Annotated in this window: 21 protein-coding genes and 1 tRNA gene; 13 read left to right on the top strand and 9 right to left on the bottom strand. The window is 43.2% G+C overall.

Annotated elements, in window-relative coordinates; genetic code table 11:
- Positions 1-40: 40 nt before the first annotated feature.
- Positions 41-532: a metallophosphoesterase family protein gene (locus tag J1N09_RS05555; protein ID WP_265198768.1), complete on the bottom strand. Its 492-nt coding sequence runs from the start codon at positions 530-532 to the stop codon at positions 41-43.
- Between the two features lie 99 nt (positions 533-631).
- On the opposite strand from J1N09_RS05555, the gene truA reads away from it, so the two are divergent.
- Positions 632-1,375: a tRNA pseudouridine(38-40) synthase TruA gene (truA, locus tag J1N09_RS05550; protein ID WP_265198766.1), complete on the top strand. Its 744-nt coding sequence runs from the start codon at positions 632-634 to the stop codon at positions 1,373-1,375.
- Position 1,376: 1 nt separating this feature from the next.
- Positions 1,377-3,140: an ABC transporter ATP-binding protein gene (locus tag J1N09_RS05545; RefSeq protein ID WP_265198765.1), complete on the top strand. Its 1,764-nt coding sequence runs from the start codon at positions 1,377-1,379 to the stop codon at positions 3,138-3,140.
- Here the strand turns inward: J1N09_RS05545 and J1N09_RS05540 are convergent.
- The 3 genes from J1N09_RS05540 to folP are packed head-to-tail and all read right to left on the bottom strand — an operon-like array spanning position 3,104 to position 5,604.
- Positions 3,104-3,946: a DUF3667 domain-containing protein gene (locus J1N09_RS05540; protein ID WP_265198764.1), complete on the bottom strand. Its 843-nt coding sequence runs from the start codon at positions 3,944-3,946 to the stop codon at positions 3,104-3,106. The genes J1N09_RS05545 and J1N09_RS05540 overlap by 37 nt on opposite strands.
- A gap of 1 nt (position 3,947) precedes the next feature.
- Positions 3,948-4,730, bottom strand: a complete 783-nt coding sequence (cdaA, locus tag J1N09_RS05535) for a diadenylate cyclase CdaA (protein WP_265198763.1) — start codon at positions 4,728-4,730, stop codon at positions 3,948-3,950.
- Between the two features lie 40 nt (positions 4,731-4,770).
- Positions 4,771-5,604 (bottom strand): dihydropteroate synthase, encoded by an 834-nt coding sequence (gene folP, locus J1N09_RS05530; protein WP_265198762.1) that lies wholly within the window; start codon positions 5,602-5,604, stop codon positions 4,771-4,773.
- Positions 5,605-5,656: 52 nt separating this feature from the next.
- On the opposite strand from folP, the gene J1N09_RS05525 reads away from it, so the two are divergent.
- The 7 genes from J1N09_RS05525 to J1N09_RS05495 all read left to right on the top strand — a co-directional run bounded on the left by J1N09_RS05525 (position 5,657) and on the right by J1N09_RS05495 (position 12,020).
- Positions 5,657-6,199, top strand: coding sequence for a DUF1599 domain-containing protein (locus J1N09_RS05525; protein ID WP_265198760.1), 543 nt, complete (start codon positions 5,657-5,659; stop codon positions 6,197-6,199).
- Entirely contained in the window at positions 6,196-7,911 is a 1,716-nt protein-coding gene (locus tag J1N09_RS05520; protein WP_265198759.1) for a BT_3928 family protein, read from the top strand. The genes J1N09_RS05525 and J1N09_RS05520 overlap by 4 nt, the downstream gene beginning before the upstream one ends.
- Positions 7,912-8,985 (top strand): ABC transporter permease, encoded by a 1,074-nt coding sequence (locus J1N09_RS05515; protein WP_265198758.1) that lies wholly within the window; start codon positions 7,912-7,914, stop codon positions 8,983-8,985.
- Positions 8,986-8,997: 12 nt separating this feature from the next.
- Entirely contained in the window at positions 8,998-9,750 is a 753-nt protein-coding gene (gene tpiA, locus J1N09_RS05510) for a triose-phosphate isomerase (protein ID WP_265198756.1), read from the top strand.
- Positions 9,751-9,875: 125 nt separating this feature from the next.
- Complete coding sequence (gene prmA, locus J1N09_RS05505; RefSeq protein WP_265198754.1) at positions 9,876-10,712, top strand: 50S ribosomal protein L11 methyltransferase; 837 nt, start codon at positions 9,876-9,878, stop codon at positions 10,710-10,712.
- A 7-nt stretch (positions 10,713-10,719) separates the two neighbouring features.
- The gene (locus J1N09_RS05500; RefSeq protein ID WP_265198753.1) at positions 10,720-10,995 is read left to right on the top strand and encodes an ATP-dependent Clp protease adaptor ClpS; all 276 of its coding nucleotides are present in this window, start codon (positions 10,720-10,722) and stop codon (positions 10,993-10,995) included.
- Between the two features lie 167 nt (positions 10,996-11,162).
- The gene (locus tag J1N09_RS05495; RefSeq protein WP_265198752.1) at positions 11,163-12,020 is read left to right on the top strand and encodes a zinc-dependent metalloprotease; all 858 of its coding nucleotides are present in this window, start codon (positions 11,163-11,165) and stop codon (positions 12,018-12,020) included.
- A gap of 81 nt (positions 12,021-12,101) precedes the next feature.
- On the opposite strand, the gene J1N09_RS05490 is transcribed toward J1N09_RS05495, so the two are convergent.
- Positions 12,102-12,605 (bottom strand): Dps family protein, encoded by a 504-nt coding sequence (locus J1N09_RS05490; protein WP_265198751.1) that lies wholly within the window; start codon positions 12,603-12,605, stop codon positions 12,102-12,104.
- A 309-nt stretch (positions 12,606-12,914) separates the two neighbouring features.
- Here J1N09_RS05490 and J1N09_RS05485 point away from each other — a divergent pair, with 309 nt between their 5' ends.
- From J1N09_RS05485 to J1N09_RS05475, 3 genes are all read left to right on the top strand, one after another.
- Positions 12,915-14,114 (top strand): sensor histidine kinase, encoded by a 1,200-nt coding sequence (locus J1N09_RS05485; RefSeq protein ID WP_265198750.1) that lies wholly within the window; start codon positions 12,915-12,917, stop codon positions 14,112-14,114.
- A 235-nt stretch (positions 14,115-14,349) separates the two neighbouring features.
- Positions 14,350-14,423, top strand: a tRNA-Arg gene (locus J1N09_RS05480).
- A 97-nt stretch (positions 14,424-14,520) separates the two neighbouring features.
- Positions 14,521-15,036, top strand: coding sequence for an adenine phosphoribosyltransferase (locus tag J1N09_RS05475; RefSeq protein ID WP_265198748.1), 516 nt, complete (start codon positions 14,521-14,523; stop codon positions 15,034-15,036).
- Here J1N09_RS05475 and J1N09_RS05470 read toward each other — a convergent pair.
- The 3 genes from J1N09_RS05470 to J1N09_RS05460 form a co-directional block, all read right to left on the bottom strand.
- Entirely contained in the window at positions 15,033-15,185 is a 153-nt protein-coding gene (locus J1N09_RS05470; RefSeq protein WP_265198746.1) for an SsrA-binding protein, read from the bottom strand. The genes J1N09_RS05475 and J1N09_RS05470 overlap by 4 nt on opposite strands.
- Before the next feature lie 169 nt (positions 15,186-15,354).
- A complete protein-coding gene (locus tag J1N09_RS05465) occupies positions 15,355-17,328 on the bottom strand; it encodes a M56 family metallopeptidase (protein WP_265198744.1) in 1,974 nt (657 codons plus the stop codon).
- Between the two features lies 1 nt (position 17,329).
- Complete coding sequence (locus tag J1N09_RS05460; protein WP_265198742.1) at positions 17,330-17,686, bottom strand: BlaI/MecI/CopY family transcriptional regulator; 357 nt, start codon at positions 17,684-17,686, stop codon at positions 17,330-17,332.
- 159 nt (positions 17,687-17,845) lie between these two features.
- On the opposite strand from J1N09_RS05460, the gene J1N09_RS05455 reads away from it, so the two are divergent.
- Positions 17,846-18,805, top strand: coding sequence for a calcium/sodium antiporter (locus tag J1N09_RS05455; protein WP_265198741.1), 960 nt, complete (start codon positions 17,846-17,848; stop codon positions 18,803-18,805).
- A 58-nt stretch (positions 18,806-18,863) separates the two neighbouring features.
- Here J1N09_RS05455 and J1N09_RS05450 read toward each other — a convergent pair whose 3' ends face one another.
- On the bottom strand, positions 18,864-19,892 hold the full coding sequence (locus tag J1N09_RS05450) for a glutamine synthetase beta-grasp domain-containing protein (protein ID WP_265198740.1): 1,029 nt from the start codon (positions 19,890-19,892) through the stop codon (positions 18,864-18,866).
- Positions 19,893-19,950 lie beyond the last annotated feature (58 nt).

The following is a 19,950-nucleotide window of genomic DNA, read 5'->3' as shown; positions in this document are numbered from 1 at the left end:
CCCCTGAAGTATGCCAACTTCAGGGGTTTTGTTTTTAATATTATCGTGGAAATTCTATGACCTCAAGATTGCCAATATTAGCTCCCGTGAGGGTAAACCTTAGCATAGTACGTACCTTGTGGAAACCGTGTTTACCAATCGCCCCCGGATTCATGTGCAACAACCCTAGCTTCTTATCGTTCATTACCTTTAGAATATGCGAATGTCCGGTGATGAAAAGTCGGGGGGGATCTTTCTTTATGTCTCCCCGAATAGCAGGACTGTATCGCCCCGGATAACCGCCAATATGGGTGATCCAAACATCCACGCCTTCACACATGAACCGATTGTGCAAAGGGAATTCACCTCGGATTTCGGCATTATCGATATTGCCATAAACTGCTCTAAGTGGTTTGAGCTCTTTCAGCGCATCCGATACGGAAATGGAACCTATATCCCCAGCATGCCAGACTTCATCGGCTTCTTTCACATGCTTTAAAATTGCATTATCTATAAAACTATGAGTATCACTAAGAAGTAATATTTTTTTCATTTGAATTTGTAAGCCGGAGCCAATCCGAGAATCCGATTGTTTATCTTTGTTTCCTCGGAATCCCGGTTTTTAAAGTAAAGGACTAAAAATACATCATTCTTGCGATATTTTATCGACATATCTTATCACGGTAAAAACTACCACGGATGGCAGATTCAACCGGAGGCTATATCCGTTCAGGAAGTTCTGGAACGTACAATATCTACTTTGTTAAGAGATGAGATCAAGATAACCGGGGCGGGTCGAACCGACACTGGTGTCCATGCTCGTCAACTGATGGCGCATTTCGATTGTGGAAAGGAGTTTGATAAGAACGAGTTCAAATTCAGAATAAATTCCTTTCTCCCAAAAGATATTGCGGTAAACCAGGTCCTCCTTGTGAAGGACGATGCGCATGCCCGCTTTGATGCCGTATCCAGAGAATATCAGTATTACGTGCTTTTGAAAAAAGATCCCTTCCTTCAGGAATTATCCTATCTCCTTCATACACCACCGGATATGGAGCTGATGAATAAAGCCTCGGCCCTGCTATTGGGCCATCAGGATTTTCAATGTTTTTCGCGTTCAAATACCGACGTAAAGACGTATTATTGTGATGTGAGAACAGCGACTTGGGAAAAGAAAGGGGATCGGCTTATTTTTACTATCGAAGCAGATCGATTTCTTCGGAATATGGTACGAGCGGTCGTTGGAACCCTGCTCGATATAGGTTGGGGAAAGACCAATCTCGAGCATCTAGAAGAAATCCTTAGAAGCAAAGACCGTTCAAAAGCTGGTGCATCGGCTCCTGCTCATGGATTGTTCTTAACAAAAGTGGAATACCCAAAAACTATATTCATTTAATATGGCGACTTCAGGTAAGGCATTCGATTTCAGACTTTTCAGGCGGCTGTTGGCATATACTAACAAGTACCGTAGAACATTCTATTTCGTAGCCTTTGCAGCTATTGCCATGTCGGCTTTGTCCATTATTCATCCACACCTTCTCAGACAAGCCATAGATAAATCCATAATCCCACAGGATGGCGGAAAACTGATGTTCTACATCATTTTGATGATCGTGGTCCTCTGTTTTGAAGTAGTCTTTCAGTATGCCTTTATCTATTTCGCCAATTGGCTCGGACAAAGTGTGATCAAGGATATCCGTACAAGGATGTTCAAACTCATGCTGAGTTTTAAGATGAAGTATTATGATAAAAGTGCTGTAGGAAGGCTAACTACACGGGCGGTAAATGATATAGAGACCATTTCGAGTATTTTCAGCCAGGGGCTGTTCATGATCATAAGCGATTTGTTAAAGATGCTTGTGATCATGGGTTTTATGCTCTATCAAAGCTGGCGCCTATCGCTTATAGTCTTCGCCATACTTCCAATACTGGTTTACGCAACCCGCGTATTTCAAAGGGCCATGAAAACTGCCTTTGAGGAGGTAAGGAGCCAGGTGGCCAATCTTAATTCCTTTGTTCAGGAACGTATCTCAGGTATGAAGATCGTTCAGATCTTCACACGGGAAGAAACCGAGTACCAGGAATTTCAGAAGATAAACGAAAAGCACAAAAAAGCCTGGATCAAAACAGTTTGGTATAACTCAATTTTCTTTCCTATTGCTGAAATGGCCTCTAGTGTAGCCATCGGTCTTATTGCTTGGTATGGCGGTTTCGACGCTGCAGCCGGCGGTGCGATAACCGTTGGTATGATCGCCATGTTCATCCAGCTCTCCCAGATGCTGTTCCGCCCGTTGCGACAGATCGCCGATAAATTCAATACGCTACAGATGGGAATGGTGGCTGCCAATCGTGTTTTTGGTATCCTCGACACCGAATCTCATATTGAAGATAAAGGAACCATTGAGATGTGCAGGAGTGAAGGGCTCATCGAATTCAAGGACGTGCATTTCGGTTATAAGGAAGACGAAGAGGTTATCAAAGGCATAAGTTTCACAGTACAACCCGGAGAAACCGTTGCTATTGTAGGTGCAACGGGAGCAGGGAAATCTACCATTATCAACCTCTTAAGTAGATTTTATGAGATCAACGGGGGTGAGATCCTTATCGACCGGGTATCTTCAAAAGAATATTCACTGGCCTCGCTTCGCAGGCAAATAGCTGTGGTGCTTCAGGATGTATTCCTTTTTGCCGATTCTATCCTGAATAACATTACCCTGAACGATCCTGATATTTCAGAAGAGCAAGTAATTGCAGCTGCCAAGGAGATAGGGGTGGACAAGTTTATCGAATCACTTCCCGATGGTTATCATTACAACGTGAAAGAACGAGGAAGCATGTTGTCTTCAGGACAACGACAGCTTATAGCCTTCCTTCGTGCCTATGTCACCAACCCGGAGATCCTTGTCCTGGATGAAGCCACTTCTTCCGTGGATTCCTATTCCGAAGAAATGATTCAACGAGCTACCGAAAAGGTGACGCAGGGCCGAACTTCAATCGTAATTGCTCACCGACTCGCAACGGTTAAGAAAGCCGATAAGATCATCGTGATGGAAGCGGGTAAGATCGTTGAAATGGGAACCCACAAAGAACTTCTCAAAAAGGAGGACGGTCACTACCGAAACCTCTACGAAGTCCAGTTCATGGCCGAGGAGATGATGTAGGACACTGCCTTTTGTGCTTTTTGTGCTTCAATTAAGTCGTCATAGAATCCTATAGCGAATAAAAACGCCACCAGGACAACGAGCACTATGATCATCATAGGGATCAGAATTGCGAAGAAAAGCAAGGTCTTAAGAATTATTTGGACCAGACTCAGGCTGTACAACCGTTTTAATACATACGCATAGTATATTATCTGCAACGGAATAACAATCAACAACAATGCCTGAAACACAGATTGAAACCATATGGTGAGCATATAAAGTATTACCACGGAAATTGATAGGTGAGCATAAGCATATAGGTTCAAAACCACATGCTCTACGTAATTGTATTTTTTATTTCGGAGAAATACCAATCTCGACATAAACGCAAGTATAGGTATTGAGAGAAAGAAAATCAAAGCTTGATATTCGAAAATATTCCTATTCATCTCCCGGGCTTTTTCGATGGCCTCGGGAGTTTGTTCAACAACTGCGAAGGTCTGACTTGTATCCATGGCATCCGGAAAGAACTTGAACACGAAAAAGAAAAAAGCTCCGGATATGGTCACCGCGATTGCGAAGTAGCTAATTACGTTCACATATTTCTTACGTGTGCCTCCTATATAGGATCCTATCACATCCTGAGGCTTGGTGAACATCGCAATGAAGGTGGTGAGGAACTTGTTGTCGTAACTTAAGAACTGTTCACTAAAATGCGCAATAAGGCTGCGCATGGTAAGACGATTCCTAATGACCTTAGCCCCACAATCCAGGCAATAGTTATCCGTTTCGGAAAGCTGATGGTTACAATTCTTGCAGTTCATCCTAGCTGAGGTCCTTTTCGAGTATGTTCTTCAATTCTTCAATGTCTTCGAACAGCACAAAATCCCCTTCCTTGATATAAGACAGCTGTCCGTTCTCTTCGGAAACGACCAGGCTCACTGCATCACTCTTCTCAGTGATCCCTATAGCTGCCCTGTGTCGGAGTCCGAAACGCTGCGGAATATTCCTGTCGTTGGAAACCGGTAAAATAGTTCTTGTAGCTGTGATGGTATTGTCTTCGATAATCATGGCACCGTCGTGCAGCGGACTGTTCTTGAAGAAGATACTTTCAATGATGGGTTGATTCACCGCAACGTTCATGGCATCTCCCGTGTTCTTTACAAAATCGAGGCTGTTGTTTCGCTGGATTACGATCAGTGCCCCTGTACGCGAAGTGGCCATTTTGGCGCAGGCGTTAACAATGGCGTCAATATCGGTATAGGATGTGGTTTCTTCGGAAAAGAACTTCAAACTTTTAAAAAGTCGTTTCCTGGCTCGAAAATTAGCAGAACCCAGAACGAGCAGGAACTTTCGTATTTCGGGTTGGAATACAACAACCAGTACGATCATACCTACCCCCAGGAAGGCTCTTAGTACGTAGCGCACCATTTCCATCTTCAACAGCTCTGTTACCTGCCAGATGGCCAACAGTATCACAATTCCGAAGAAAATATTGATAGCGACAGTACCTTTTACCAGCTTGTAGAGATAATAGAGCAGAAAGGCCACAAGGACGATGTCTACAATATCAATGATCCGAATGTTGGTCCAATCAAAAATCTCCAATGGGCACAGGCTTTCTGTAAAAGTAGTTAAAAATTTAAAGTTACTGAGCCTGTCCTAGCTCGGAAATAAGACTAACACATTCCACGGCTTCCTTCACATCATGTACCCGTAAAATAGAAGCTCCTTTCAGTAAGGAGATACTGTGAAGGGCAGTGGTTCCATTCAATGCCTCTTGGGCCGAAACTCCCAGGGTCTTGTAGATAAAGGACTTTCGGGATATCCCAACCAGGAATGGAACATCCAGCTTTTTGAATAGTTCCAGTTCATTCAGCATGGTGAAATTATGTACAGCTGTTTTGGAAAAACCAAATCCCGGATCCGCTATCACATCATTGATTCCATGAGAATTCGCCTCCGCTATCTTCTCAGAAAAATAATGAATTACGTCACGGGTCACCTGCTCGTATTGGGTGAATTGAGTCATTGTCTGTGGGGTCCCCCTCATGTGCATGGCGATGTAAGGCACTTGCAACTGAGCAACAGTCTGCATCATTTCAGGGTCCAATTGTCCCCCGGAAATATCATTCACCATGCATGCACCAGCCTCAATAGCCGATTTAGCGACAGTACTTCGGAAAGTATCCACAGAGATCAAGGCATCGGGATAGGCCTTGATCAATGCTTCAATGGCCGGAATTACACGATGAAGCTCTTCACTTTCAGGAACATCGTCTGCACCCGGTCGAGAGCTGTAACCTCCAAGGTCGAGAAAGGCGGCTCCTTCCTTCAGCATAGTTTCTGCCTGTCTCAAAACTTCGTCGGTTTGAGTGGTTTTTCCACCGTCGTAAAACGAGTCGGGAGTAACGTTTATGATCCCCATTACCTTAGGTGTGGAGAGGTCGATGAGCGTGCCCTTACAATTGAGTGTGTACAATTTTTTAAATTGATTTATTTAAGCGAAATTTACGCAAAATCTGAGAGACCTGATGCCCGATACTTCCAAACAATACGATACGGTAATTTCGAACTGCAGAGCCCTTTTTGAAAACAAGATGAAAGACTACGGAAGCGCCTGGCGCATACTCAGGCTGCCTTCCCTTACCGATCAGATCTTTATCAAAGCACAACGCATCAGGAGTCTTCAGCAAAATGATGTGAGAAAAGTGGACGAGGGCGAAGTAAGTGAGTTTATCGGTATAATCAACTACTGTATTATGGCGCTCATCCAGTTAGACAAAGGAGTAGTGGAGCAGCCCGATATCGATGTGGCTGAGGCGCTTGATCTTTACGACGAAAAAATCGCGCTAACCAAGCAACTCATGATGGATAAGAACCACGATTACGGTGAAGCCTGGCGGGATATGCGGGTGAGTTCACTAACCGATCTTATCCTTCAGAAATTACTCAGGGTAAAACAAATTGAAGACAATATGGGCAAAACCATTGTTTCCGAAGGAATTGATGCCAATTACCAGGATATGATCAATTACGCGGTCTTTGCTCTCATTCACATAAACGAACCGGCATGAAGACATTAGTAGGAATAACACGCATATTCGTTGGTGTACTTTTTATCATCAGTGGACTCATTAAGCTGAATGATCCCGTTGGATTCTCATTCAAACTCCAGGACTACTTCGCACCGGAAGTTCTCAACCTGGAATTCTTAACGCCTTTTGCCCTGGTGATTGCGATCTTCGTTGTGATCTACGAGGTCCTACTGGGGGTGATGATCATCCTGGGCTATGCGAAGAAGTTTACCCTTTGGAGTTTACTGCTCATGATCGTGTTCTTTACCTTCCTTACGTTCTACTCGGCGGTGACCGGTAAAGTAACGGATTGTGGCTGCTTTGGCGACGCGCTGAAATTAACGCCCTGGCAGTCGTTCTACAAGGACGTAGTGCTGTTGGTGCTAATTCTTATTTTATTCTTCGGAAAGAAATACATCCAGCCTTTCTTTAGCAGAAATATAAGGAGTCTCGCTGTTTTTGCTTCACTGGTGGTGTGCCTTGGGATCACCTACCAGGTGCTGATGCACCTGCCTATTATCGATTTCCGACCGTATAAAATTGGTGCTAACATTACCGAAGGCATGACCATACCCGAAGGCGCTCCCGAACCTATCTTCGAATACAACTGGAAGTTCAATGTGAACGGGGAAGAAAAGATCATTACCACCAATGGCGATTACCCGGATCAGGAAGGAGAATTCATAGATGTAAAAACCGAAGAGATACAGGCAGGTTACGAGCCACCTATTCACGACTTCAGCATGGAAAGAGGGGGAGAAGATCATACCGAGAAATTCCTGAATACCGAACATCTTGTTGTTGTGATCGCGTACAGCCTTAGCAATTCTGAAAAGGAAGGTTTTTTTCCGATAAAAGAAGCTACCGATAAGGCCCTTGAAAACGGCTATGATGTGATCGGGCTTTCAGCTTCTTCGGAGGAGGTGACAGATGCCCTTGTTGACGATTACGACTTGAATTTCAAGTTCTATTTCTGCGATATGACTACCCTGAAGACCATCGTTCGTAGTAACCCAGGGATACTAGAACTTGAAAAAGGAACCATCAAACAAAAGTTGCATTGGAACGATGCAGAAGATTTCGTGGTAAAAGAAGTAGGTCCGGCCAAACCGAAATTCGACGAAGCCCTGAAAATGAAGCTGGACAGCATTGGAGAACTGGATCAGCGATACCGAAAGCTTATGTATCTTCAGACAGAGGAAGAACGTGCAACCGCAGCTGAAGAAGGCGGATTTAAGTTGGAGGATTATTCGATTAATGGCTTGTGGTACCAGCAAAGTAAAATCGATAGTACCAATATGGAATTCGTGGCGAAGATTTTCGACACCAAAGGTTATCCCGGTAAATCCATGGTTGGTGAGGCTAATAAAGCTGCCTGGTATGTGCTTCAGCATAACCCGGACGATATTGAAAAGTACTTACCTATGATCAAAAAAGCCGGAGAGGATGGAGAATTGCCTTTCCGACTCGTAGCCATGATGGAGGACCGTTTCCTGATGGGACAAGGGAAGATGCAGATCTACGGAACCCAGGGGATGAGTTACGACGACGAACGCGGCAGTTTGATCTGGCCCATTGAGGATCCTGAGAATGTGAACGAACGTCGGAAAGAAGCTGGTTTTGAATCTACAATAGAAGAATATGCAAAGCAACTCTTTGGTGAAGACTTTGAATACAAAGTACTTACACTGGACGATGTGAAAACTGAATAAGTGGGTGGATATATACTTCGGAAATTAGGGTACGCATTGCTCACATTGCTGGGGGTGGTCACCGTGATTTTTCTTTTATTCACTATACTTCCCGGCGACCCTGCCCGTATGATGCTTGGTCAGAACGAAACCGCAGAACAGGTGGCTATCGTGAAAAAGAAGTACGGTTTCGACAAACCCATAGGGCAGCAATACCTTTACTACATAAACGATCTTTCACCGCTCTCTTTTCACAGCAATGACGAGGATGACTACACCTATCTTTCAGAAAATAAATACAGCGCGACGAAACTGTTTACAGTAGGAAATACCGAGGTGGTTGTTAAACTTCCCTATATGCGTGAATCCTTTCAGAAGAATGGAAAGAAAGTAAGCGCCGTAATCGCAGAAACACTCCCGAATACGGCTATACTGGCGGTTTCTGCCATCATTATAGCTATGCTGCTGGGAATAGGGCTTGGAATACTTTCGGTGATCTTTAAGGATGGATGGATAGATAAAACCATTCAGCTCGTGAGTACATTTGGAATGAGTGTGCCTTCTTTTTTTAGTGCGATCATTTTTGCATGGATCTTCGGATACCTGCTGCATGAATACACAGGCTTGAATATGACCGGAAGTTTGTATGAGGTGGATGATTTTGGAGAAGGCAAGTATATTCAGTGGAAGAACTTGATCCTGCCTGCCGTCGTTCTGGGAATTCGCCCTCTTGCTGTGGTTACACAGCTTATGCGGAATTCGTTGCTGGAAGTGCTGAGTCAGGATTACATCCGGACAGCCAGGGCGAAAGGGCTGGCCTTTATTACGATTATCTGGCGCCATGCACTGAAAAACGCACTTAATCCAGTAGTCACGGCTGTTTCCGGATGGTTCGCTTCCATGCTGGCCGGAGCTGTATTCGTGGAATTCATCTTTGGCTGGAACGGACTAGGGAAGGAGATCGTAGACGCCTTGAACACACTGGACCTCCCTATCATAATGGGAGCGGTACTCATTATCGCGACCTTATTCATATTGATCAATATATTTGTGGACATCATCTACGGATGGCTGGATCCTAAAATCAGAACATAAAAAAAACATACCATGAGAAGACAAATCGTTGCCGGAAATTGGAAAATGAACTGCGACCTCTCAGAAACGGAGGCGCTAATTAATGACTTAAAAGCCCAGACCATACCTGAAACTACTTCAGTGATGATCGCACCAACCTATACAAACCTGCAATCAGCAGTGAAGATGTTGGCAGACCAGCCGATCACGGTGGCTGCACAGAATATGCACCAAGCATCCAATGGCGCTTACACCGGGGAAATTTCTGCGGGTATGCTCAAAAGCATAGGCGTGGATCATGTGATCCTGGGTCATAGCGAGCGTCGGGCCTATTTTAAGGAAACCGACGCTTTGCTTGCCGAGAAGGTAAGTACAGCATTGGAGAATAAAATGACAGTGATATTTTGTTTCGGGGAGGAGCTGGTAGACAGGACCCATGGACGAGAATTTGATGTAGTAAAAGACCAGTTAAAGAAAGGCTTATTTCACCTTTCGGAAAGTGATTGGGGAAGTATCATCCTTGCCTACGAGCCGGTTTGGGCGATAGGTACTGGGGAAACAGCTACACCCGATCAGGCCCAGGAAATGCATGCTTTCATACGTAAGACCCTGTCTGAAAAGTATTCGGATGCCATGGCGCAATCTGTGAGCATATTGTACGGTGGAAGCGTGAAGCCGGGGAATGCCGCGGAGATCTTCGGGAAGGAAGATGTAGATGGCGGACTTATAGGCGGTGCTTCCCTGGACGCGGAGAGCTTTATGGGGATAGTGAACGCATTTGCGTAAATAACAAATTACAATGATCAAATAACAAATAAATCTCAATCTCTAAATTTCAAAATTGAAGATTTGTTATTTGGAACTTATTTGTGATTTGTAGTTTGTGATTTGAAATTTAAAATCAACCATTTGTGTCTCAAATATACCTTGCATACGCTTTCAAAGTAAATCCCCGGGATCCGGGAACGGATATCCTGATCGCCCAACTTGGGGAAATAGGATTTGAGAGTTTTGTTGAAACCGAGGAGGGAGTGACTGCCTATATTCAGCAGGACGAATTTCAGGAAGAAAAGTTCGGAGATGTCCAGATAATGGCTTCTGATTTGTTTACTACTGAATTTACTTCGGAAGTGATAGAGCAGGTGAATTGGAACGAAGAATGGGAACGCAATTTCGACCCAATCGAAGTGGCAGACAACTGTGTGGTTCGGGCCCCATTTCATGATGCTTTTAATGTTCCCTATGAGATCATCATAGAACCGAAGATGTCCTTCGGAACGGGTCATCACGAGACTACCCACATGATGCTGGAGTTTTTATTAGAGTCCGAGTTGAAGGATAAAACTGTCCTCGATATGGGCTGTGGAACGGCAGTACTCGCCATACTTTCGGAAATGCGAGGGGCAACAGACATAGATGCTATCGACATAGATGAATGGTGCGTAGAGAATTCCGAAGAGAATGCAGAGCGAAATAACTGTTCTCATATCAATGTACAATTAGGTGACGCCAGCCTGCTTTCTTCAGAAAAAAAATACGATCTCGTAATTGCCAATATCAACAGGAATATTTTGCTGAATGATATTCCGACCTATGTGAGTTGTATGAATGAGGGCGGGATCTTACTTCTAAGCGGTTTTTATTCTGAAGATCTTATGATGATCTCTGAATCTTGTGTTAAGAATGACTTACAATTCGTTGAAAATAAGGAGAGAAACAACTGGATTGCGGCAAAATTTGTAAATTAGCCTTGTTATGAGTACACGTGAAAAACTTCAGGAAGAGGTACTTCTAGCTGAAAAAGAAGCTACCGAAAATCAGATCGTATTGTTCAACGATGACGTGAACACCTTCGACCACGTGATCGAAACCCTTATCTACGCCTGCGATCACACACCGGAACAGGCCGAGCAGTGTTCACTTATCGTTCACTACAAGGGAAAATGCACTGTGAAAACAGGGGAATACGACGACCTTAAGCCGCGCTGCACAATCTTACTTAACGCCGGTCTTTCTGCTGAAATTGTTTAATGGCAAGAACCTGTTCTTTAACAAAAATGTTAAAATATTCTCATCAATAAGCCATCAACATTGATTTATATGTAAAAATATTAACAATGTATTGCATTATGTTTAAATTTTCGTAAGTTTAAATAGGTTAACCTAACAAGTATATTTACTAATTTAAACCATCAACAATGAGAATTACCAGATTAGGCCTCATAGGCAGTTTCTGCCTAGGGCTACTATTGGCCTCTTGTTCCAAAGACGCCGAAACATTACCAGAAGAAAATCCCAATTCGAACTTAACTCAGGAAATTCCGCAAAAGGTCATCGAGGCGGCAATTATCCTTGAGCTGAACACTAACTTCATTCGCTACGACGACTTTTACTTCCCCGACGGAACTAGCGAAGTGAGGCTCTTTTTTGAAGAAGATATCGTGATGACGGAAAACGAACTTTTTACCTTAGCCAAAGCCGTTGAAGAAGCGGGGGGTAATCGTCAGTATCGCACCTTTAATCTTGTGAGTCAGGGCAGGAATATTTCGATCATCGGTTATACCGGTGGCGGAGGGTTTGGCCTTTCCAGTAAGGAACGGACTGCATTGCAATGGGCGGTAAACAATTACAATCGCCTAGGTGGAGTGTCCATCAGTTTTAATCTTTCCTTCGGAACCAATTACCAGAACAAGGACATGGTAGTGTATCACAATCCGAACCAGGGAGGTGCCGGTGGAAGTGCCGGTTTCCCGGCAAACGGATTACCATACAAGTGGGTACAGATCTACGGATTATCGCCTTACTCTACCAATGTTAACGAGCACGTGATCACTCACGAGATCGGGCATTCGGTAGGATTCCGTCACACGGATTGGTTCAGTAGACAAAGTTGTGGGCAGAATGTGAACGAAGGTTCAGCTGGAGTAGGAGCTGTACATATCAATGGTACGCCTACAGGGTATGATCCTACTTCTATTATGCTGGCCTGTTTCAGTTCCAGTGAGGACGGTGAGTTCAATTCCAACGACATACGCGCACTTCAGGAAATGTATTAGCCTATCTAACCATCAGCGTGTAAACGAAGAAAGCAAGCCTTTATGGCTTGCTTTCTGATTTTTAGGAGAAGAACTTTTTCCTTAGTTCTGAAGTACTCTTATTTCTACTTCCTTGTATTCCTTTTTCATCCAGGCGCTTAGCATCCAGCTGGCTTTTTCCAGTTCCCTGATGTACGCTCCTAACAGATCTATGGTTCCTTCATCCTCAGCATTGGAGGCGTGGTTTATCACGATCTTCATCTGTTTTAATAACATTCTATGATCATTTAATATCATCGATACCATTTCGTTGTCGGACAAAGCATTGGGTGATTCTTCAATTTTCGAAATATCGAGATATTCTTTCATCCTGCTAAGCGGACGGAAATTTAGAGTAAGAATACGCTCTGCTATTTCATCGATCTTTAATCGTGCATCCGAATACATCTCTTCAAATTGATTATGAAGGTCGAAAAATGCCTTTCCCTGGATATTCCAGTGAAAATTCCTCAATTTCTGATAGTATACATTGTATTCTGCCAATAGCGTATTCAATTCTACCACTACCGGTGTTAATTTTTTTTCATTCATATTCAAATAGTTCATTGAAAAGTTTTTATGGTTCTTAAAAAAATAATCTGCTTTTATCGAGTGAGACTTTCACTCTAGCGAGGTCAACATAACATTTGAAAAGCCTCTTGTCAAGCCATTTAACGGGCTTTAACCCTGAATAGAAATAATTAACTTAAAAAGGGTTAAGAGAAGAGTGAAGACGTTAATTATTTAACATCAATAAATTATGTGTACCGAATTTATGACGTGCTGAACTTTATGATCTCTATTGAAAGATATGTGTCTTCAAACTAATTCAATTTTACTTATATTACCCGAAATTCTTCTAGTTTTAATCACTTTATGATAGCCCCGAAATTCCCCGATAACGAGAAAGAACGACAGAAGGCCGTTGAGAAATACGAACTGCTGGATACCCTTCCAGAGGAAAGTTATGACAACATCACAAGTCTAATGGCTTATATATGTGATACTCCCATCTCATTGATAACACTATTAGATAAGGATCGAAATTTCCTTAAGTCACATCTCGGTGTTCCGTTCAATGAATCCCCAAGAGAGATTTCTTTTTGTGGTCATGCTATCAATTCGCCAGAAGCAATTACGGTGATAGAGGATGCCAGGGTGGATGAGAGGTTTCATGACAATCCTTTAGTTACCGATCACAATGCCATTTTTTACGCCGGAGTTCCCTTGGTTAATCCTGAAGGCTATAAACTGGGGACCTTGTGTGTGTATGATACTAAACCTAAACAACTTTCCGAAGCCCAGAGAGTGGCATTGAAAGCTATGTCGAAGCAGGTCATTCGACTGATGGAGGAACACTATAAGAATATACAACTGCAAAAATTGCGTCTGCAACTGGAACAACGCAATCGGAATCTTGAAAAATTTGCGGGAGTTGTATCCCACGATCTAAAATCGCCACTTGCCCAGATCAAGGCACTTTCCGAATTGCTGGAACAGGATATGGAAGCGGACTTAAACGAAGACAGTCGGCAATATCTTGAGTATATTAAGGAATCTTCAGATTCGCTAAGAGGCTATATAGATGGAATTTTGAGATTCTATAAGACCGACAAGGACCTTGAAAAGAAGAAGGACTGGATAGATGCAACGGAATTCACTAACGAGATCCAGGGTATGTTTAAGGGCGATAAAAAGGCCACCATCAATACGTTGGTTTCCGTGGAGAAGCTGCATGTAAACAAGGCTGCCCTTACCCAGGTGTTTGTCAACCTTATTTCAAATGCCATTAAATACAACGACAAGAATCAACAGATAATCAATATCTCAATTAGCGGTACTGACGAAGCCTATCATTTTGCAATTGCAGACAACGGACCCGGTATCCCGGAGGAGTCGGCATCGGAGATATTCGAGCTTTTTTCGAAGCTTCACGAAATGGATCGGTACGGCAAGGAAGGATCCGGGATTGGCCTTGCCACGGTTAAGAAGGTGATAGAGACGCTGGGTGGGGAAATTCGCCTTACTTCTGAACTGGGAGAGGGTAGTACCTTTGAGTTTTATATTCCGAAGTAAATAAATTTGCATAATTGTCTCAAATTGACTCAAACTAACTGTGGTAAAACTATACAGTGTCAGTTGAAGCAAGCAAAAAGCTCCAATTTATTATTAGAGACTCATTTTTAGGAGTAAGATTAATTCCAACTTATTAGCAATATGTAATTGAAAAAAGCAAGTCTATAAAGCTTACATTTTTTGTATTTTTGTATTTGAAAGGAGGTAAAAATACTTATATTTGCCCCCCGAAAAAGGCCTCGTGGCGCAACTGAATAGCGCATCTGATTACGGCTCAGAAGGTTACAGGTTTGAATCCTGTCGAGGTCACAATAAGCAGAAAATCCATCACTTTGTGGTGGATTTTTTCTTTTCCGAAGAATACAATTCGAATTTACCGTACTTTTACTTTTTCTTATTTTTTACTATGATCAACCTCGAAGCCTTTATCCGGGATATTCCGGACTTTCCCAAACCCGGTGTTACTTTTAAAGACATCACTCCACTCCTAAATAACCCGGAAGCTATGGCCTTTAGTACCGAGGGGTTGATCGCACTCACCGAAATGCAACCCATAGATAAAGTGGTGGGGATCGAATCTCGCGGCTTCTTTTTTGCACCGCTGATCGCTCAGGAATTGAAAGCAGGTTTTGTTCCGCTGAGAAAAGCGGGCAAGTTACCCTTCGATACCCTGAAGGAACCTTATATGCTTGAGTACGGTATGGACGCCCTGGAGATACACGAGGATGCTATCAAGCCAGGGGATAAGGTGATCCTCCACGATGATGTCCTGGCTACCGGCGGAACGGCCCAGGCGGCCTGCAAACTCATTGAAAAACTGGGAGGGGAGATCATTCAGTGTAACTTCCTTATCGAGCTTTCTTTCCTAAAGGGGAGTGATAAACTTAGGCGATACGATATCCGTTCCCTGATAACGTACTAGTCAAGAGCATTCTTAGTCACCCATAACCTGTATCCGAAAAGTGCCAATTGCCATTTCTTGGCTTTGGTAAGATCCAATTGCCGTTTTGAAAAGCTTGGTAATATGGCCTTGTTGACTTTCGCCAGAGTGCTGAACAGGCTTTTTTTCATAGGGTAAAAGTACAAAACGAGGCCGTCTTAAAAGAACGCAGTTTGTCATTCTGAATTTAATTCAGAAACTAAATGATTCTAATATCGTTATAATTAGAATCTGAATCAAGTTCAGATTGACATGGATTCAGTAAAAACAGCCCCTAAAACATTTCAACACCCGGAAGAACTATTGAAGCTCAATAAGCATTTCTTCAATGGGTTCGCCATCGTCCGCTTTAGTCACAACAGTTTTTCTACTTCCTTTTTTATTGTCCAAGGTGATCTTGATCCCCGTGATCTCACCATTCGAATTGCGCTTAACCTTACTGTATTTAAAATCAACACCTTGGGCCTTCATCTTCTTCTTGATCTTTGAAAGGTGATCATTGGTAGTGTCCTTGTCGATCATGATCGCATGTTCGGAACCCTCTCCGAAGAGCGCAAGCTTTCCGCTGTTTGAATCGATGACGAGAATATCACTCTCTCCCTGGTTTCCATCATATCCGGCAATGACATATTCCTTGATCACATCCTCATCATCATCAAAAAGTCCTCCATCATCGCCGTCACTCTCAATTCGAATGGCTCTCCTTTTTTCGCGCATCTGGTCTCTCATTTCTTTTCGCTGCTCGTCCATTTCTTTGCGTCGCTTGTCTATTTCTTTCCGCATGGCCTCACGCTCCACGATGATCTCTTCCCTCGTTCTCTCTTGTTGCTTCCTTCCTTCTCGCATTTCACGCCTACGTTCGTTTGCCCGTTCACTAAGTCGGGCGGCCCTTGCGTAGGCTCTTTCTGCTCGTCTCGCTTCTACCTCTTCGGAATAAAACCCAGAACGGCCGTCTTCGTCTATATAGAAGACAAAGTCGGAGATGCCTTCATCGTCCTGTATGGAATAGTTACCGTTATTACCATTCCCCGAATAAGAGAGTTGGATACCGGTGATCTCGTCGTTACTATTTCGTTCAACACTATATGACAGGTCAATACCGTGTTCTTTTTTTACCTTGGTCTTGATCTCATTAAGCTGAGCGTCGGTGGTGTTCTTAGTGATCTTTAGTTCCAGATCCTGAAGGACCATGGCCAGGCTGGCAGCACTGTTTACTTTTGCTACTACTGGCTCACTTTCTCTTGATTTCTCAAGGGTTGCTCCTGAAGCAGCGCTCTCGGTGGTAACCATTACTAAAGCTTCGGTTGGGTGGTCCTCGGGTGTTTCTGAAGTTGTGATCTCTGCCACTGAAGTTTCGGTAACAGGAGTTTCCGGCTCAACTTCCGAAGGAATAACATTGTAAGCAATGTCTTGCTTCACATTAAAACTCCAAAGGAAAATGGCAAGCAGAGGCAACACGGTTGCCACTTTTAACACATGGTATTTTTTTGACGTGCGTTTGTTTAACATAATGATTCGTTTTTTGATAAATGATTTATAAAAATTAGTGGTCAGGGCTGGAATATATTCGGCTGATGAAGCCTTAACCAATGCCAGCTGATAATCTTTTTTGTCGGGTACGGCTATAATAGTGGCGTTGTCGGCCAAAAACTCCAGGTTTTCCTCTACGCTCTTTTTGTACAACCATGCAAAGGGGTTTGCCCATTGTAGTATCAATAGCAAATTCGAAAGTAATATATCTGCCGAATGCCACTGAAAGGCGTGGGCCTGTTCGTGCTTTAGGATCATTTGGAGTTCATCCTCGGTGTGAAGCTCCGGGTTGTAAACAATATAGTTAAAGAAGGAAAAAGGAGCGATCTTCCTGGAAACTCTCACATAACGGAATCCATCTAGTTTTCTTACCGGGTTCCTATAAATGATCATCCAAAGAGACAATAGCTGAACCACAAAACGCAGGAGCATTAGACCCAGGCCGGTGAGGTAGGCGTAAAGGCCTACATTCCACCAGTTAACAGGCTCAATTATAGGTTCGGTGATAACTTCTACCGAGTTGCCAGTCGGCGTTGGTATAATAAGATTGCTTACCGCGGGTACATCTATATAAATTGTCTGAGTAAAATATAGGAAGGGCAAAAGAAAGGAAGCTACTATTCCGGTTATCAGAAATATCCTGTGTGCTTTAAAATGTGTTTCCTTCCGAAGAAAGAGTATATATATAAGGTAGAACATCGCAAGGATGGCTGCCGATTTTAAAAGGTAAGTGGCCGGTTCCATATTACTTCTTGTTTTCGATTATTTCGAGTATCTCCCGAAGTTCTTCCGCGCTGATCTTTTCTTCCTTGGCGAAGAAGGAAACCAGGTTCTTATAATTGTTGTTGAAATAGCGCTTCATGGCCAGGTTCATAAATCGCTTGGTATAATCTTCTTTGCTAACAATAGGAAAGTACTGATGTGTCTTTCCGAAGGCATTATAAGACACATATCCTTTGTCCTCGAGATTTCTCACTATGGTGGAAATAGTATTGTAATGCTGCTTTCCGGGCAGTTCGGCAAGGATCTCTTTTACAAAAGCCTTTTCCAACTTCCATAGTGCCTGCATTACTTCCTCTTCTTTATTTGTTAATCGTTCCATGTAACAAACTTAAAACTATTTTTATAGTTATACAACTGATTTTATAGTTATGTAACTTAAAGTTTAGTTAATTATTGTTTTGCTGAAACTTTTTTTGTCGAATTAAGGATACATCCATAACCGCAATTCTTGCTATCTTCGCAAGACTTATTGCTATCTATGAGTATACTTTTTATTCTTGTCGGACTTGTGTTGTTGGTTGTAGGTGGGGAGTACCTGGTTCGATCTTCTGTTGCTTTATCATTTAAACTGAAGCTTTCTAAGATGGTCATTGGCCTCACGGTAGTTTCATTTGCGACGTCCGCTCCCGAATTACTGGTGAGTGTTAATGCAGCCCTGGATGGGTTTAGCGATATTTCACTTGGGAATGTAATAGGTTCCAACATCGCTAATATAGGTCTGGTGTTGGGAATTACTGCGATAATTACGCCCCTGGCGATCGACAGGGATTTCTACAAATTCAATTGGCCGGTGATGATGTTCTTGTCGCTGGTTCTTTATCTCTTACTCTCCACCGGTATGGTTCTCGATCGTTTGGAAGGTGGGGTATTGGTTTTTCTATTATTTCTTTACCTCTTCCTGCTTATACGAAGGGCACGAAAAGGGGGCGATATCAAAGTTGAAGCGGAAGAAGTTAACGACGCGCTTTCGAAGGTTTCCAACGTAAAGATTTTTATATGGCTTCTCATCGGTGGTGTGGCACTTTGGGGTGGAAGTGAACTGCTTGTAAAAGGAGCGGTGGACCTTGCGCAACAGATGGGTGTAAGTGAGCGGGTGATCGCCGTTACCATGATCGCTATAGGAACCAGTGTTCCGGAACTAGCGGCTTCTGTAATAGCCGCCCTCAAACGAGAGAAAGCTATTTCCCTGGGTAACCTCATAGGTTCAAATATCTTCAATATCGCTTCAGTATTAGGGATTACTGCTTTGATTCAACCGATAAACGTAAAAGATCCTAGTCTATTAAATAATGATATCTTCTGGATGCTGGCGTTTGCCTTTATACTCATTCCGCTCGCTTTCCTGCCCAGGTCGTTTGAGCTTGGCAGGTATAAAGGAGTGGTTATATTTGTTGGGTATGCAACTTTTATCGGCCTGGCATTTCTGGGCGCGAAATAAATGTGTAAAAAAAGAGCGCCGAAATGGCGCCCTTTCAAAAGGTATTTAACTAAAATAACTATGCTCCAACACCAGCGGTGATCTCGGCACCTTTAACGGTCTTGATTATTCTCGCAGCGATCTTGTAGGGATCCCCGTTTGAAGCCGGCCTTCTGTCTTCCAGCCATCCTTTCCAGCCTTTTTCAACTGTGATAATTGGAATTCGGATCGAAGCACCACGATCGGATATCCCATAACTGAAATCATCTATAGAAGCAGTTTCGTGCAGCCCCGTTAAACGCTCATCGTTAAATTCACCGTAAACTGCTATGTGTTCTTTGGTCACCGGACGGAATGCCTCGCAGATCTGCATATATACCTCTTTGGAACCACATGTTCTCAATGTCGTATTGGAGAAATTCGCGTGCATACCACTACCGTTCCAATCACCTTTTACAGGTTTTGGGTGATACTCTATATAATAATCGTATTTTTCTGTAAGTCGGTCAAGCAAGTAACGAGCTACCCATATCTCATCACCGGCTTTACGTGCTCCTTTCGCGAAGAGTTGGAATTCCCATTGACCACTCGCTACCTCCTGGTTGATCCCTTCAAAATTCAATCCTGCTGCAATACATAGGTCAGCGTGTTCTTCTACGAAATCACGTCCGCGAGTATTTCTCCCTCCTACTGAGCAATAATACATACCCTGTGGTCCCGGGTATCCACCAATTGGGAAACCAAGAGGTAGTTGAGTGTGTCTATCCATAATGAAGTATTCCTGCTCGAAACCGAACCAGAAATCATCGTCATTGTCATCAATCTGAGCCCTTGCATTAGACTCGTGGGGAGTTCCATCGGCCTTTAGTACTTCGGTCATTACCAGCCAGCCGTCTTCTCTTGCCGGATCCGGGTAAATAGCTACGGGTTTCAGAAGGCAATCAGAATCACTTCCTTCCGCTTGTTTGGTAGAAGAACCATCAAAAGACCAGATCGGGCACTCCTCTAATGTTCCGTTGAAATCGTCAACTACTTTTGTTTTGCTGCGCATATTCTGGGTTGGCTTGTACCCATCCAGCCATATGTACTCTAATTTTGATTTGCTCATAATATTACTATTGAATGAATGAATTTTGATGGGCCAAATATAAGTGTTTATATATCAA

Source organism: Aureitalea sp. L0-47, assembly GCF_026126405.1.
Classification (GTDB): domain Bacteria; phylum Bacteroidota; class Bacteroidia; order Flavobacteriales; family Flavobacteriaceae; genus Pukyongia.
This window is presented reverse-complemented; position numbering and strand designations above follow the sequence as displayed.